Origin of the sequence: Kitasatospora herbaricolor, assembly GCF_030813695.1 — a bacterium.
In the GTDB taxonomy this organism is placed as follows: domain Bacteria; phylum Actinomycetota; class Actinomycetes; order Streptomycetales; family Streptomycetaceae; genus Kitasatospora; species Kitasatospora herbaricolor.
Genome location: NZ_JAUSVA010000002.1, coordinates 5,889,468 through 5,903,684 on the forward strand (window position 1 = coordinate 5,889,468; position 14,217 = coordinate 5,903,684).

General features: G+C 75.0%; 11 protein-coding genes. 5 read left to right on the top strand and 6 right to left on the bottom strand.

Features of this window, described 5'->3' with window-relative positions:
• Positions 1 to 284: 284 nt before the first annotated feature.
• Entirely contained in the window at positions 285 to 677 is a 393-nt protein-coding gene (locus J2S46_RS26090; protein WP_073926107.1) for an SCO5389 family protein, read from the top strand.
• Between the two features lie 104 nt (positions 678 to 781).
• On the opposite strand, the gene J2S46_RS26095 is transcribed toward J2S46_RS26090, so the two are convergent.
• Complete coding sequence (locus J2S46_RS26095; protein WP_191289514.1) at positions 782 to 2,131, bottom strand: LLM class flavin-dependent oxidoreductase; 1,350 nt, start codon at positions 2,129 to 2,131, stop codon at positions 782 to 784.
• Between the two features lie 227 nt (positions 2,132 to 2,358).
• Between J2S46_RS26095 and J2S46_RS26100 the strand changes: the two genes are divergently transcribed.
• Positions 2,359 to 2,676 (top strand): Rv1322 family protein, encoded by a 318-nt coding sequence (locus J2S46_RS26100; protein ID WP_191289515.1) that lies wholly within the window; start codon positions 2,359 to 2,361, stop codon positions 2,674 to 2,676.
• 48 nt (positions 2,677 to 2,724) lie between these two features.
• On the opposite strand, the gene J2S46_RS26105 is transcribed toward J2S46_RS26100, so the two are convergent.
• Both J2S46_RS26105 and J2S46_RS26110 read right to left on the bottom strand, forming a co-directional pair.
• Positions 2,725 to 3,492, bottom strand: a complete 768-nt coding sequence (locus J2S46_RS26105) for an ABC transporter permease (protein ID WP_191289516.1) — start codon at positions 3,490 to 3,492, stop codon at positions 2,725 to 2,727.
• Between the two features lies 1 nt (position 3,493).
• A complete protein-coding gene (locus J2S46_RS26110) occupies positions 3,494 to 4,546 on the bottom strand; it encodes an ABC transporter ATP-binding protein (protein WP_191289517.1) in 1,053 nt (350 codons plus the stop codon).
• Between the two features lie 91 nt (positions 4,547 to 4,637).
• Here J2S46_RS26110 and J2S46_RS26115 point away from each other — a divergent pair, with 91 nt between their 5' ends.
• The gene (locus tag J2S46_RS26115) at positions 4,638 to 5,432 is read left to right on the top strand and encodes an alpha/beta fold hydrolase (RefSeq protein ID WP_191289518.1); all 795 of its coding nucleotides are present in this window, start codon (positions 4,638 to 4,640) and stop codon (positions 5,430 to 5,432) included.
• Positions 5,433 to 5,518: 86 nt separating this feature from the next.
• On the top strand, positions 5,519 to 5,923 hold the full coding sequence (locus tag J2S46_RS26120) for a hypothetical protein (protein WP_191289519.1): 405 nt from the start codon (positions 5,519 to 5,521) through the stop codon (positions 5,921 to 5,923).
• 109 nt (positions 5,924 to 6,032) lie between these two features.
• Here the strand turns inward: J2S46_RS26120 and J2S46_RS26125 are convergent, their stop codons facing one another.
• From J2S46_RS26125 to mce, 3 genes are all read right to left on the bottom strand, one after another.
• Complete coding sequence (locus tag J2S46_RS26125; protein WP_073926101.1) at positions 6,033 to 6,962, bottom strand: coiled-coil domain-containing protein; 930 nt, start codon at positions 6,960 to 6,962, stop codon at positions 6,033 to 6,035.
• A gap of 107 nt (positions 6,963 to 7,069) precedes the next feature.
• Positions 7,070 to 11,539 (bottom strand): polarized growth protein Scy-related protein, encoded by a 4,470-nt coding sequence (locus tag J2S46_RS26130; protein ID WP_191289520.1) that lies wholly within the window; start codon positions 11,537 to 11,539, stop codon positions 7,070 to 7,072.
• A 635-nt stretch (positions 11,540 to 12,174) separates the two neighbouring features.
• The gene (gene mce, locus J2S46_RS26135) at positions 12,175 to 12,606 is read right to left on the bottom strand and encodes a methylmalonyl-CoA epimerase (protein ID WP_073926099.1); all 432 of its coding nucleotides are present in this window, start codon (positions 12,604 to 12,606) and stop codon (positions 12,175 to 12,177) included.
• Positions 12,607 to 12,902: 296 nt separating this feature from the next.
• On the opposite strand from mce, the gene J2S46_RS26140 reads away from it, so the two are divergent.
• A complete protein-coding gene (locus J2S46_RS26140) occupies positions 12,903 to 14,096 on the top strand; it encodes an acetyl-CoA C-acetyltransferase (RefSeq protein ID WP_191289521.1) in 1,194 nt (397 codons plus the stop codon).
• Positions 14,097 to 14,217: the final 121 nt, after the last annotated feature.

Genomic DNA, 14,217 nt, shown 5'->3' on the forward strand with positions numbered 1-14,217 from the left:
CGGTGCAATTTCCGCACCACCGACATTCACCGGACACCCCCCGTCGCATGAGCCCCACCAGCCCCTGGCCCAGTGATCGCGCACGACCGGCGGTCGAATGGGGCCCGGTGATCGCGCACCACCGGCGATCGGCCAAGGACCACGATCGTGCACGAATCGGCGATCGGGAACAACGGGAACAACGGCACCACCTGAAGCACCAACCTGAGCAAGGAACGGCACCATCCGTACACACGCACCACCACCCGGGCGCCGCGCGCGGGTGGACCGCGAGAGGAGAACCCATGTCGCTCGACGTCTCACCGGCCCTCCTGGAGAAGGCCGAGCGGGGCGAGGTCGACGAGCGGGAATTCGTCGACTGCGTCCGCGTCTCCCTGCCGTACGCCTGGGAGCTGATCAGTTCGCTGGTCGCCCAGCTGAAGGTCGACGGCACCGACTTCGCCGACAACCACGTTCCGCCGCCCAGCGAGCAGGCCCGCGGCCAGCTGCTGCGCGCCCTGGCCAGCGACGCGATCCGAGGGGCCCTGCAACGGCACTTCGGCGTCCAGCTGGCCTTCCAGAACTGCCACCGGGTCGCGGTCTTCGCACCGTCGGAGAACAACGTGGCGCGCTACCAGCGCTTCACGTCCGTCCGGGAGCAGCTGCTCAACCAGTCCGAGGAACTGCGGGACTGCTGACCCGTCATCGAGCGGGCCGAACGACCCGGGTCACCCCGCTCCAGCTCCGCGCGCGCCGAGCGCGTCACCGGAGGTGGGGCAGGGTGGCCCGGGCGTCCGCGCGTTCAGGACAGCTGCGGGAGCACCTCGGAACCCAGCCGGGCGATGTTGTGCAGGGTGGCCTCGTGGTCGCCGCTGCCCTCGGTGAGCAGCGCGAAGCGCCGGATGCCGGTCCGCTCCGCGGTGGCGAGCAGCCGGTCCGCGCACTGCCGCGGTGTCCCCACCGCGTGCAGGTCGCAGAGCAGCGCGGTGTACTCGTGCGGGTCGCGCATCTTGCGCTCGCGCCCGTCCACCGTGCGGTGCGCGCCGAGCCCGTACTCGAACCAGCCGGGCATCGAACGCAGCAGGGTCGCCCGGGCCGCCGAGGGGCCGTCCTCGACCTGGGCCACGCCCGCCGCGACGTGCTCCCCGCGGATCCGGGCCAGCTGCTCCTCGGAGCGGCCGCAGGCCCGCCAGGCGGCGCTGTACAGCGCCAGCATCTCCTGCTTGTCCTCGTCCCCCGAGTGCATGCCGAGCAGCATCGGCAGGCCGCGTTCGGCCGCCAGCCGGACGCCGCCGGGGGAGGTGCAGGCCACCACGAGCGGCGGGCCGGCCTGGGGCCGCTCGCCGGCCGTCTCGGGGGCCTGGCGCTGTTCGGCCGGCTCGGGCCGGAGCCCGTCCACCCGCTGCCGGGGGAGCCGCCCGGCGAGGCCCGGCAGCACGGCCTGACCCGGCTCCAGGCCGAGCCAGGAGGACAGCCCGGTCCGTCGCAGCGGCTCGCCCGCCCGCGGCACCACGGCGACCTCGGGGAAGCTGAACTGCGGGCCGTCCGCGCCGACCCTGGACTCGCGCAGCCAGCGCAGCAGCAGGTCCAGCCGCTCGGGGAACCCCTGCTCGTACGCGTCCAGCCCGCTGCCGAAGACGTCCAGGTCGATCCACGGCCCGCCGCGGCCCACCCCGAGCGTGAACCGTCCGCCGGAGGTGAGGTGCAGCAGCGCGGCCTGCTCCCCGAGGGCCACCGGGTGCCGGGTGGAGAGCACGCTCACCGCCGTGCCGACGCCGATCCGCCGGGTGCGGCCGAGCAGCAGCGCGGCGAGGGTGGCCGCGTCCGGGCATACCCCGTACGGGACGAAGTGGTGCTCGGCCAGCCAGACGGCGTCCAGGCCGGCGCGCTCGGCCGTGACGGTGGCGCCGACGGTGCGCTCCAGCACCTCGGCGTGGCTCTGGCCGGGGAACTGCGCGGACAGCAGGAAGGCGCCGACCCGTAGTGCCTCGGTGGCCGCCGGCCGGGTGCCGCCGCTCTCGGCCAGCGGCGCCGGGCCGGCCGGCAGCGGCGCACCGGGCCGGCCGGGCAGCGACTTGGCCCCTGCGGGTACGGCGGGCGGCCGGACGCCGACGGTCGGGTGTGCCTCGGCGCGGGCGCTGGTCTTGGTCATGGGCAGCCTCCTGGGGGTCGCGCAGGGTCTGCGGGCCCCGCCTCGTCACCTCGTGAGTAACCCATGTCATGTGCCAATGGCACGCGGATTCACCTATTTCGCGGAAGATCGGGTGGATCTCACCGGAAACACCGGAGTGCCGGCCGAAGCCGTGGTAGGGCCACGGAGGATCGCGCGGGGCCCGTACCCTGGAAGGGTTTCCGAGCCCCTGCAGAGAGGTCGCCCACGTGTCTCCCCGCCGCAACCGGATCAGCAACGCCGACCGCGAGGAGCCCGGCCCGGGGCCGCTCGGCGGCTCCCTGCGGCGGACCGAGAGCTACCAGGGCGAGGAGTGGGTGGTGCAGACGGTGGCCGGCACCGCCGGGCGCTACTACCGCTGCCCGGGCTGCGACCAGGAGATCCCGCCGGGGGTCGGGCACGTGGTGGCCTGGCCGGAGTTCGGCGCCGGGGTGGACGACCGGCGGCACTGGCACCGCGCCTGCTGGGGTGCGCGTGAGCGGCGCGCCTCCAACATCCAGCGCGGGCGCGGCGCCCCGCGTTACTGAGGGGCGCCGCGCCCGCGGCCGAGTGCGCGGCCCCGCGGCCGCCGTGGGTCAGGCGTCCCGGTTCTGGAGCACCAGGGCGCCGCCCACCAGGGCCGCCAGCGTCCAGGCGAGGCAGATCAGGAAGCCCGCCCACGGCCCGTACGGCTGGCCGCTCTGCTCGTACACCCGGAGCATCCGGGAGCCCGCGTAGTCGGGGAAGTAGTGCGCCAGGGTCTTCACCTTGGGCACGGCCGAGAGGATCGGCGAGAGCAGGAAGAAGAACGGCACCAGCACGCCGAGGGCCAGCGTCTGGTTGTGCAGCATCGCGGTGACGCCGGCCGAGAAGAGGCAGAGCATCGTCAGGTAGAACGCCGCGCCGAACACCGCGCGCAGCACGTGCGGTTCGCCCAGGCCGGTGGAGTGGCTGCCGAGCAGCGACTGGCCGAGGAAGAACGTCACGAAGGCGGTGACCAGCGCCACCAGGAAGGCCAGCGCACCGAGCACCACGGCCTTGCCGGTTAGCAGGGTGCCGCGCTGCGGCACGGCGGCCAGGGACACCCGGATCATCCCGGTGCTGTACTCGTTGCCGACCGCCAGCACGCCGAAGACGATGATGGCGAGCTCGCCGAGCATGATGCCGGAGAAGGCGGTGCCGGTGGCGTCGAAGGGCCCGTTGTCGCCCCGGGTGAACTCCTCGAAGTTGTTGTTGGTCAGCAGGGACAGCAGCGCGCCGAGGCCGACCGTGACCACGAAGGTCAGCGCCAGGGTCCAGATCGTCGAGCGGACACTGCGGACCTTCGTCCACTCGGACTGCAGGACCGCGGGGAAGGACGCCATCTCAGTTCTCCTCCTCGGGCTTCGCGTTCGGGGGCGCGGTGCCGGGGCCGGGCCCTCCGCCCGGCCCCGCCTTGCCGGACTGCCAGGCGGCGCCCCAGGCGCCCGGCGCGCCGGCGGCCGGCCCGACGGCCCCGGCCGGCCGGGGGGCGCCGCCGCCGGCGTGGTACTCCACCGAGTCGGCGGTCATCTGCATGAAGGCCTCCTCCAGCGAGGCCTGCTGCGGGCTCAGCTCGTGCAGCACGACCCCGTTGGCGGCGGCCAGCTCGCCGAGCTTGGCGAGGTCGCCGTCGACCACCTCGTACGAGCCCTCGGGCCCGCCCTCGACCCGGATGCCCGCGCTGTCGAGGGCGTCCAGCAGCCGCTCGGGCTGCGGGGTGCGCAGCCGGACGGCGGTGCGGGAGTTCTGCCGGATGAACTCGGGCATCGAGAGGTCGGCGAGCAGCTGGCCGCGGCCGATCACCACCAGGTGGTCCGCGGTGAGCGCCATCTCGCTCATCAGGTGCGAGGAGACGAAGACCGTCCGGCCCTCGGCGGCGAGCCGCTTCATCAGGTTGCGGATCCAGAGGATGCCTTCGGGGTCGAGGCCGTTCACGGGCTCGTCGAACATCACGATCTCGGGGTCGCCCAGCAGTGCGGAGGCGATGCCCAGGCGCTGGCCCATCCCGAGCGAGAAGCCGCGGGAGCGCTTGCGGGCGACGGAGGTGAGGCCGACGAGGTCCAGCACCTCGTCGACCCGGGGCCTGGGGATGCGGTTGCTCTGGGCCAGCCAGAGCAGGTGGTCGTAGGCGGTCCGGCCGGGGTGGACGGCCTTGGCCTCCAGCAGCGCGCCGATGTACTTCAGCGGTTCGCTGAGCCGGCCGTAGCGCCGGCCGTCGATGGTGACCGAGCCGCTGGTGGGCCGGTCCAGGTCGAGGATCATCCGCATGGTGGTGGACTTGCCGGCGCCGTTGGGGCCGAGGAACCCGGTCACCACGCCCTGCGGCACCTGGAAGCTCAGCCGGTCGACGGCGAGCGTGTCGCCGTACCGCTTCGTCAGCTCGTGCAACTCGATCATCGGTTCTCCCTCACTCTCCGTCAGATTACGACAATCCGGACATAAGGGCTCATCGGCCGCGCCCGCCCGGTGTGCCGCTACGGTGGGCCTCATGAACCGGCTCCCCACCGCACTGGCCGTCCGTGAGAGCGGCACCGGCACCCCGCTCGTCCTGCTGCACGCCTTCCCGCTGGGCGCCTCGATGTGGAGCGCGCAACTGGACGCGCTGCCCGGCCTGACCGGCGACGAGGCCCGCGTGCTGGCCCCCGACCAGCGCGGCTTCGGCCGGACCGAACTGGGCACCGACCAGCCCTCGCTGGACCTCGTCGCGGACGACGTCGCCCTGCTGCTGGACGCCGCCGGGATCGAGCGCGCCGTGCTCGGCGGGCTCTCCATGGGCGGCTACGTGGCGCTGGCCTTCGCCCGGCGCCACCCGGGCCGGCTCGCCGGGCTGCTGCTCGCCGACACCAAGGCCACCGCCGACACCGACGCCGCCCGCGCCAACCGGGAGCGGATCGCGGCCGCCGTGCTGGCCCGGGACAGCGTCCGGCTGCTGGCCGAGGAGCGGATGGAGGACAACCTGCTCGGGCCGGCCTCCGGCCACCTCGCCGAGCGGGTCCGGGGCATGATCGCCGAGGCCTCCCCGCAGGCCGTCGCCTGGGCCCAGCGCGCGATGGCCGCCCGGCCCGACACCCTGGACGTGCTGCCGGGCCTCGACGTCCCGGCGGCCGTGGTGGTCGGCGCGGCGGACACCGTGACCCCGCTCGCCGAGGCCCGGCTGATGGCCGACGCGCTACCGGACGCCGAACTGACCGTCATCCCCGACGCGGGCCACCTCAGCGCGATCGAGGCTCCCGAGGCCTTCAACGCGGCCGTCCGCGCCCTGCTCGCCCGGGTGGCCCGGTGACCGGGGACGGCCGGGGCGGCGGCGGGAGCGCGGGCGGGCAGGGGACGGGCGGACAGGGGACCGGCGGGCAGGGAAGGGGCGGCGGAATGCGGAACGGCGACAGCGGCGGGACCGACGGCGGGGCGGGCGGCAGAGCGGGCGGCGGCGCGGGCCCCGACCGGCCGGACCGGCCGGGAGCGCCGGGGGACGAGGCCGCCACCTGGGACTTCTCCGCACTGGAGGTGTCCGGGCGGATGCCCGTCACCAACTGCGGCGACAAACTGACCGAGCTGACCCTCGAACCGCTCGGCGAGGACTACTGGCTGAAGCCCGGCGAGACCTTCATCGTCACCTCGTACGGCGACCACGGCCTCGGCCACCCCTTCGAGGTGCAGTACTGGCCCGACTCCATCTCGGTCTGGTGCACCTCGTGGTTCGGGACGGTCTCCGACGACGACGGCAACCAGCTGAGCTGCGGCCACCAGCGCCCGGACGGCGCCTACCCGATCTGAGCGGCCGGGCCGCGCGCCCGGTCCGGCCCACCGGGAAACGCGCCGGGAAAACGCGGCGGGCCCCCACCCCGAAGGATGGGGGCCCGCCGACGGTCCGTCGGCCGGAGCGTCAGCGCGACTGCTGGGCCGGCACGCCCAGGGTGTCGTCGGTCGGCAGCGTGGCGGCGGCCACGGCCGCGCCGGTCAGCGTGGCGAGCATCTCGCGCACGTTGGTCAGCTGCGCGTTGATGCTGTCGCGGCGGTTGGTGAGCGCCGCCAGCTCGCGCTCGGACTCGCTGCGGATCCGGTCGGCCTTGGCGTTGGCGTCGGCCACGATGTCCTCGGACTGGCGCTGGGCCGTCTCCACCGTCTGGCGGGCGCGGCGCTCGGCGTCGGTGCGCAGCTTCTCGGCCTCCAGGCGCAGCTGCTCCGCCCGGTGCTCGATCTCGGCGAGGCGCTTCTCGGCCTTGGCCTGGCGGGCCGCCAGGTCACGCTCGGACTGCTCGCGGCGCTTGGCCAGGTTGGTCTCGAACTCCAGCGCGGCCTGGGCGGCCTTGGTGCGGGTGTCCTCGAAGAGGGCGTCCGCCTCCTCGCGCTTGGTCGCCGCGTCCTTGTTGGCCTCGTTGCGCAGCTGGGCGCTGTCGCTCTTGGCCTTGTCGACGATCCGCAGACCCTCGTCCTCGGCCTTGGCCTTGCGGTCCTTGGCGTAGTTCTCCGCCTCGGTGCGCACCTGCTGCGAGGCCGCCTCGGCCAGCTCGCGGTGCTGCTCGGCCGCGCGGTGCGCCTCGTTGCGCAGGTCGGCGGCCTCCTCCTCGGCGAGACGGAGGATCTTCTCGACCCGGGCGCCGAGACCGGCGTACGAGGGCTCGGACTCGGTGACCGCGGCCTGGGCGCTCTGGGTCTCCAGGTGGAGCTCCTCGATGCGCTTCTCCAGGGCCCCGATGCGGGTCAGGGCGCTGTCACGGTCGGCCACCAGCTTGGTGATCCGCTCGTCGACCTGGGCACGCTCGTACCCACGGCGCACCAGGTCGAAGCCGTGAGGGGAGTGACTGTCGCTCATGGGATTTTGGGCTTCCTGTCGTCAAACCGCTGAGGTGGTTGAGGGAATCCTGACACGTTACCGGAGTGTCATCGGCGAAATGCCGATGCTTCGCGGACAATGACCGCTCAATCGGGTGGCGCGCCACCGGAGCGATTGCCACCCGAACGGGGAGCGCCCACCCCGGCGCCGGCCTTGGGCGCCGCCTCGCGGCCTCCGGAGCCGCTGTTCTTGCTGTTCGATCCCCCGTTGGCCGATCCCCCGCCGGCAGATCCGCCGGTGGCCGCCTGCGCGACCGGTGACGGTGCCTCAAAGGCCTCCAGGGCGGACAGCACGTCCTGGACCCTGGAGATCTCGGTGTTGATGTCCTTGCGCCGCCGGACCAGCTCGTCCAGCTCGCGCCGGCCCTCGTCGGTGACCCGCTCGGCCTCGGCCCGGGCCTCCGCCCGGAGCCGCTCGGCCTCCTCGGCGGCCAGCGCGATCTGCTCGTCCGCGGTCTCGTCCGCCGCCCGGAGCCTCTTCTCGGCCTCGGTGGAGGCCGCCTCGATCCGCTCCTCGGCCTCGTCCTGGGCTTCCTTCAGCCTGGCCTGGGCCTTGGCGATCAGGGCCTCGGCCCGGTCGGTGGAGTCGGCGAGCTTCTGCTCGGCGCCCTTCAGCAGGCCCTCGGCCTTGCGGACGGCCGAGATCCGGACCTTGCTCGCCTCCGCCGAGGCCTCGGACGCCAGCTCGGCCGCCCGCTCCTCGGCCGCGGCGACCAGGGCCGCCGCGCGCTCCTCGGCCTCGGCGACCGCCGCGACGGCCAGCTCCTCGGCCTCGGTCAGCTGCTCCTGGGCCGCCGTCACCAGCGCGTCCACCCGCTCGCCGGCCGACTTCATGGCCTGCGCGTTCTCCTTGCGGGCCCGCTCGTGCAGCGCCTCCACCTCGGAGTCGGTCCGCTCGCGCAGTTCCTCGGCCCGCTCGCGGATCGCGGTGGCGTCCCGGCGGGCCTCGGAGAGCAGGGCGTCCGCGTCGGCGCGGGCCCGCTCGACCTCGGCCTGGCCGGCCGCCTCGCCGACCGCCACCAGGCGGTCGGACTCCTTGCGGGCCGCCGCCACCATCGCGTCGGCCTGCTCCTCGGCGGCGGCGGTGGTGGCCAGGGCCGTCGTCCGGGCGTCCTCGCCGAGCGACTCGGCGTCCGCGAAGGCCTTCTCCAGCACCGACTTCGCCTGCTCGCGGGTGGACCGGTCGAACTGCTCGGCCTGGTCCCGGGTCTCGGTGTCGAACACCTCGGCGCGGGCCCGGGTCGAACTGTCGTAGTCGTCCGCCAGCGAGCGGGTGGCCAGCGCGTACTCCTCGGCCTCGGCCCGCAGGCCGGCCGCGAGCTCCTCGGCCTCGGCGATGGTGGCGTCGGCCCGCTGCTCGGCCTCCGCGACCGTCCGCCGGGCCAGCTCCTCGGACTCGGCGCGCTGCCGCTCGGCGAGCTCCTGGGCGCCGCGCAGCTCGGCCTGCGCCTCGGCCCGCAGCCGCTCGTCGTAGGCCTGCGCCTCGGCCCGCAGCCGGCCGAGCTCCGCCTCGGCGGCCTCGCGGTCGGCGGTGAGCTCCCGGGCGGTCCGCTCGCGCAGCGCCTCGGTCTCGGCGGCGGCCGTCGCGCGCAGCTCGGTGGTCTCGCGCTCCGCGCGCTCGCGCAGCCCGGCGGTCTCCCGGTCGGTGGTCCCGCGCAGCTCGGCGCTGTCGCGCTCGGCGCTCTCCCGCAGTTCGGCGCTCTCCAGCGCGGCCAGTTCCCTGGTCTCGGCGGCCTCGCGCTCGGCGGCCGCCCGCACCTCGGCGACCTGCTGGGACGCGGCCTCGTGCATCCCCGCGACCGACTGGCGGACCTCGGCGGCCTCGTCCTCGGCGGCGGCGACCAGCTCCTTGGCGGTGCGCGCGGCCTCGGCGGCCGACTTCTCCGCCTCGGCGCGGGCCCGCTCCAGCTCGGCGGCGGCCTCGGCCCGCAGGGCCTCGGCGGCGGCCTGCGCCTCGGCGGCCAGTTCGGCGGCCCGCTCCCGGGCCTCGCCGAGCGCCTGCTCGGCCTCGGCCCGGGCGGTGTCCGCGGCGGCGGTCGCCTCGGCGGTCAGCGCCTCGGCCTGCTCCTTCGCCCGGACGAGCGCCTGCTCGGCCTGCTCGCGCAGCTTGCCGGAGGCGTCCTCGGCCTTGGTGAGCTGGGCGACGGCGGCGGTCCGGGCGGCCTCCAGGGCCTGCGCGGCCTCGGCCCGCAGCCGGGCGGCCTCGCTCTCGGCGGCCTCCCGGACGGCGGTGGCCTCGGCCTCGGTGCGCTCGGCCAGCTCGGCCGCGACCGCCTCGGCCCGCTCGTGCGCGGCCTGGGCGGCGGCCAGCTGCTCGGCGGTCAGCTCACGCTCCCGCAGCAGCCCGGCGGCGGCGTCCTCGTACGCCTGGCGGCTCTCCTCGCGGAGCGCCTCGGCGGCGGCCTCGGCCTCGGCGCGCAGCGCGGCCAGCTCGGTGCCGGTCTCCGTCCGCAGCCGCTCGGCCTCGGCCTCGGCGGTGGCGGCGAGGGCCTGGGCGGCGGCCTCGGCCTCGGCCCGCAGGGCCTGCGCGTCGGCGCTCGCGCCGCTGCGCACCCGCTCGTCGAACTCCGTCGCCTCGCGGCGCAGTTCGGCGGTCTCGCGCTCGGCGGCGGCGCGGTTCTCGGCGGCGGCGGCCTTGGCCGCGGCGATCGCGTCCCGGTGCTGCTGCTCGGCGGCGGCGGCCAGCTTCTCGGCCTCGGCGCGGGCCCGGCTGAGCGTCTGCTCGGCCCGGCCCTGCATCTCGGCGGCCCGCTCCTTGGCCTGCCCGCGCAGCCGCTCGACCTCGTCGGCGGCGCCGGCCCGCAGCTCGTCGGCGTCGGTCTTGGCGCGGGTGAGCAGCTCCTCGGCGTTCTTCGCCGACTCCTCGATCTGCACCACGGCCTGCCGGCGGGCCTCGCCGCGCACCCGCTCCGCCTCGGCGGCGGCCTGCGAGCGCAGCTCCTCGGCCTCGGCGCGCAGCCCGGCGGCCTCGTCCTGCATCTGCTGCATCCGCTCGCGGATGCCGGCCGCGTCGTCCAGCGCGGCGTTCTGCGCCTGCTCGACGGCGGCCTGGGCCTGCTCGCGCAGCCGCTCGGCCTCGGCGGCGGCCGCTGCCAGGATCCGCTCGGCCTCGGCGGCGGCCTCGCCGCGCGCCGTCCCGGCGTCCCGCTCGGCCCGGCCGAGCACCTCCTCGGCCGTCTTGGCGGCCTTGGCGAGGTGCACGGTGGCGTCCTTGGCGCCCGCGGCCCGGCCCTGCTCCTGGGCCTCGTTGCGCAACTGCTCGGCGGTGGCCTCGGCCTGGGCGCGCAGGTCGGCCGCGTCCCGCTCGGCTTCGGCGCGCAGTTCGGCGATGGCGGCCTCGGCCTCGGCGCGCAGCTGGCCGGCGACGCTCTCGGCGGTGGCCCGCAGCCGCTCGCTCTCCTCGGCGGCGGCGGCCTTGGCGGCGTCGGCCTCGGCCTTGGCGTTGGCCGCCTCGGCCTTGATCCGCTCGGTCTCCTTGGTGGCGTTGGCGACCATCCGGGCGATCTCGGCCCGGGCGGTCTGCGAGCGCTGCTCGCTGGCGGCCTCGCCACCGGCCACCAGCCGCTCGACGGCGGCCTCGGCGTCGGCCTGCAGCTGCTCGGCGGCCTCCTCGGCCCGGGCGCGCAGTTCGGCGGCCTCCTGGCGGGCCCGCTCGGCCTCGGCCAGGGCCTCGGCGCGCAGTCGCTCTATCTCGGCCTGCGCGCGGGCGAGGGTCTCCTCGGCGCGGGCCTGGTCGGCGACGGCCTGCTCCTTGAGCCGGCCGATCTCGGCCTGGGCGGCGGCGAGCTGGTGCTCGGCGGCGGCCTGGGCGCCGGCCAGCTGCTGCTGGGCCTGGTTGGCGGCGGTGCCGCGCATCTCCTCGGCCTGGGCGCTGGCCTGCTGGGCCTGCTCGGAGGCGGCCCGCAGCAGGCGTTCGGCGTCGGTCTGGGCGCGGTGCAGGGCGGCCTCGGCGGCGGCCTGGGCCTCGCCGCGGGCGGCGTCCACGTCGGCGGCGGTCTGCGCGCGGGCCTGGTCGGCGAGGGCGGCCGCCTCGGCGCGGGCGGCGGCGACCAGCCGGTCGGCCTCCGCGCGGGACTCCTGGAGCAGGCGCTGGGCCTCCTGCTCGGTGCCGGCCCGGGTCTGCTCGGCCCAGGAGACGTTCTCGTTGACGTGGCGCTCGGCGCTGCGGCGCAGCTCGGCCAGCTCGGCGTCGAGCTGGCGGCGGCGGTCGGCGAGCTCGGCCTCCAGCCGGGCGGTGCGGTCGGCGGCCTCGGCCATCAGCCGCTGGGTGGCGGCCTGGGACTCGCGCAGCTGCCGTTCGGCATCCGCGCGCAGTTGCTGGGCCTGCATCTCGGCGTTGCGCAGGAGCTGCTCGGCCTGGCCGGAGACGGAGTCGAAAGCGCGCGGCTGAGCGAGCTGCCGACGGGATTCGTGCAGCTTGGCCCGAAGCACCTCCACCTGGTAGGCGAGGTCCTCGGCATGCTCGACGGCCTTGTCCCGCTCCTTGCGAGTCCGATCCATGTCGGCCTCGAACTGGGAGAGGTGATCGTCAGCCTCGTAGCGGTCGTAGCCCCGCACTCCGCGGTCCCATCCATCTCCTGGTCGCGTCCTCGACCCGGCCGTCCGACGTCCCCGTACTGTCCGGGAGCCGGTGCGGCTGGTCCTTGCATCCGCGGCCGGTGGACGCCCCCTGACCTGCTGGGGCCGCCCGCCACGGTCGGGGTCCTGGCCGGTGGTACGCGGTGTTTCCGCGCTCCCCCGTCCGGGTGGACTCCTGGGCGAACTCTTGCCTTGTGGAGAATGGTGACAGATCCGGACTGCGACTGTTGAGCCGTGCCCGCGTTGTGGACTCCCCTGGCGGCGCGAAAGACCGGAGTTCCACCGGCCTGACCCGCCTTCGGCCGTGCCCGTCGGACCTCTTCCTCCCCGAGGCCTTCGCGCACCTGGGCATTGTAGTGGTCGCGCACCTCGGGGGAATGGCCACGTAGGGGTTTTTGGGGTCCTTCCAGACGTTACCGGCCGGTCACCTCCGGTCCGGGGCGGCCGGACGGCCCCGGGCGGCCCGGAAGGATCGTGCCGGGACGGCCCCCGGGGCGGGCCCCCGGGAGCCCGGCGCGCGCCTGCCGGGCCGGGCGGAGCCCCGGTCGGAGCCCCGCCCGGCGCCTGCCCCGACGGCTCGCCGACGCGTTCTTCGGGGCTTGACGGCGGCCCGGTCAGTGCTCCGTGCCGGCCGAGGTGACGAGCTCGGTGAGCACCCCGCCGCAGTCCTTCGGGTGCAGGAACGTGATCCGCGAGCCCATCGAGCCGATCCGCGGCTCGTCGTAGAGCACCCGCACGCCCTTGCCGCGGATCTCGGCCGCGTCGCCGTCCACGTCGGCGGTGCCGAAGGCGATGTGGTGCACGCCCTCGCCGTTCTTGGCGAGCCACTTGGCGACCGTGGAGTCCTCGCGGGTGGGCTCCAGCAGCTGCAGGTAGGAGGCGCCGCCGTCACCGGTGTCGTTGATCTTCAGCATCGCCTCGCGCACCCCCTGCTCCTCGTTGACCTCGCTGTGGAACACCTCGAAGCCGTACGTGGAGCGGTAGAACTCGACCGTCTTGTCGAGATCGAAGCAGGCGATGCCGATGTGGTCGATGCGGGTCAGCACTTCGGGCCTCCAGGGCTGGGGCGGCGGGGCCGCCGGACGGGATGACCTCAGTGCAGCGCATCCGACCGGCGCACGCCAGGGTGGCCGGTGCGAGCCTGCTCACAATCCGCGCCGACCCCCGCCGGGCGCCCCGGGCGGGTCGTCCGCGCCCGTTCGCCCGGACCGCCCTGACACGGTGTTGACTGGACAGTGCCAGTGCGCCTGATCACACCGCCGCTCCGGTGACGGAAGGGTTACGTGTCAGTACATTGAGCGCATCCTCACACCTGGCCACGACGTGCGAAGGGGCCCGTCCCATGACCAACACCACCTCTGTGATCGTCGCAGGCGCACGCACCCCGATGGGCCGGCTGCTCGGCTCGCTCAAGGGCTTCTCGGGCGCCGACCTCGGCGGCTTCGCGATCAAGGCCGCCGTGGAGCGGGCCGGCATCACCGGTGAGCAGGTCCAGTACGTGATCATGGGCCAGGTGCTGCAGGCCGGCGCCGGCCAGATCCCCGCCCGCCAGGCCGCCGTCAAGGCCGGCATCCCGATGAACGTCCCGGCGCTGACCGTCAACAAGGTCTGTCTCTCCGGCCTGGACGCCATCGCGCTCGCCGACCAGCTGATCCGCGCCGGCGAGTTCGACATCGTGGTGGCCGGCGGCCAGGAGTCCATGACCAACGCCCCGCACGTGCTGCCGAAGTCCCGTGAGGGCTACAAGTACGGCGCGATCGAGATGCTCGACGCGATGGCGTACGACGGCCTGACCGACGCCTTCGAGAACATCCCGATGGGCGAGTCGACCGAGAAGCACAACACCCGCCTCGGCATCCCGCGCGACGTCCAGGACGAGATCGCCGCCCGCTCGCACCAGCGCGCCGCGGCCGCCCAGAAGAACGGCGTCTTCGACGCCGAGATCGTCCCGGTGGAGATCCCGCAGCGCAAGGGCGAGCCGGTCCTGTTCAGCCAGGACGAGGGCATCCGCGCCGAGACCACCGTCGAGAGCCTCGCCAAGCTGCGCCCGGCCTTCGTCAAGGACGGCACCATCACCGCCGGCACCTCCTCGCAGATCTCCGACGGCGCCGCCGCCGTGGTCGTGATGAGCAAGGCCAAGGCCGAGGAGCTGGGCCTGAGCTGGATCGCCGAGATCGGTGCCCACGGCAACGTGGCCGGCCCGGACAACTCGCTGCAGTCGCAGCCGTCCAACGCGATCCTGCACGCGGTCGCCAAGGAGGGCATCGAGGTCGCCGACCTCGACCTGATCGAGATCAACGAGGCCTTCGCCGCGGTCGCGCACCAGTCGATGAAGGACCTCGGCGTCACCGAGGAGAAGGTCAACGTCAACGGCGGCGCCATCGCGCTCGGCCACCCGATCGGCATGTCCGGTGCCCGGGTGGTGCTGCACCTCGCGCTGGAGCTGCAGCGGCGCGGCGGCGGCACCGGTGCGGCCGCGCTGTGCGGCGGCGGCGGCCAGGGTGACGCGCTGATCGTGCGGGTCCCCAAGGCCTGACGGGCCGGGACCACCTGACGTAGCCTCTGGGCTGCGAACCGCGGGCCCGCCCGAAGCGCCCACCGGCGCGGGGCGGCAGCGGTTCGCAGCCCACCCGTCTTCGGCGGCGAGAACCGCAGCC

Excerpts from the sequence above, each read along its gene's own strand:
- J2S46_RS26090 (WP_073926107.1), top strand. The coding sequence starts at position 285 with ATGTCGCTCGACGTCTCACCGGCCCTCCTGGAGAAGGCCGAGCGGGGC.
- J2S46_RS26125 (WP_073926101.1), bottom strand. The coding sequence starts at position 6,962 with ATGAGCGACAGTCACTCCCCTCACGGCTTCGACCTGGTGCGCCGTGGG.
- J2S46_RS26120 (WP_191289519.1), top strand. The coding sequence starts at position 5,519 with ATGCGGAACGGCGACAGCGGCGGGACCGACGGCGGGGCGGGCGGCAGA.
- J2S46_RS26110 (WP_191289517.1), bottom strand. The coding sequence starts at position 4,546 with ATGATCGAGTTGCACGAGCTGACGAAGCGGTACGGCGACACGCTCGCC.
- J2S46_RS26105 (WP_191289516.1), bottom strand. The coding sequence starts at position 3,492 with ATGGCGTCCTTCCCCGCGGTCCTGCAGTCCGAGTGGACGAAGGTCCGC.
- J2S46_RS26115 (WP_191289518.1), top strand. The coding sequence starts at position 4,638 with ATGAACCGGCTCCCCACCGCACTGGCCGTCCGTGAGAGCGGCACCGGC.
- J2S46_RS26095 (WP_191289514.1), bottom strand. The coding sequence starts at position 2,131 with ATGACCAAGACCAGCGCCCGCGCCGAGGCACACCCGACCGTCGGCGTC.
- J2S46_RS26140 (WP_191289521.1), top strand. The coding sequence starts at position 12,903 with ATGACCAACACCACCTCTGTGATCGTCGCAGGCGCACGCACCCCGATG.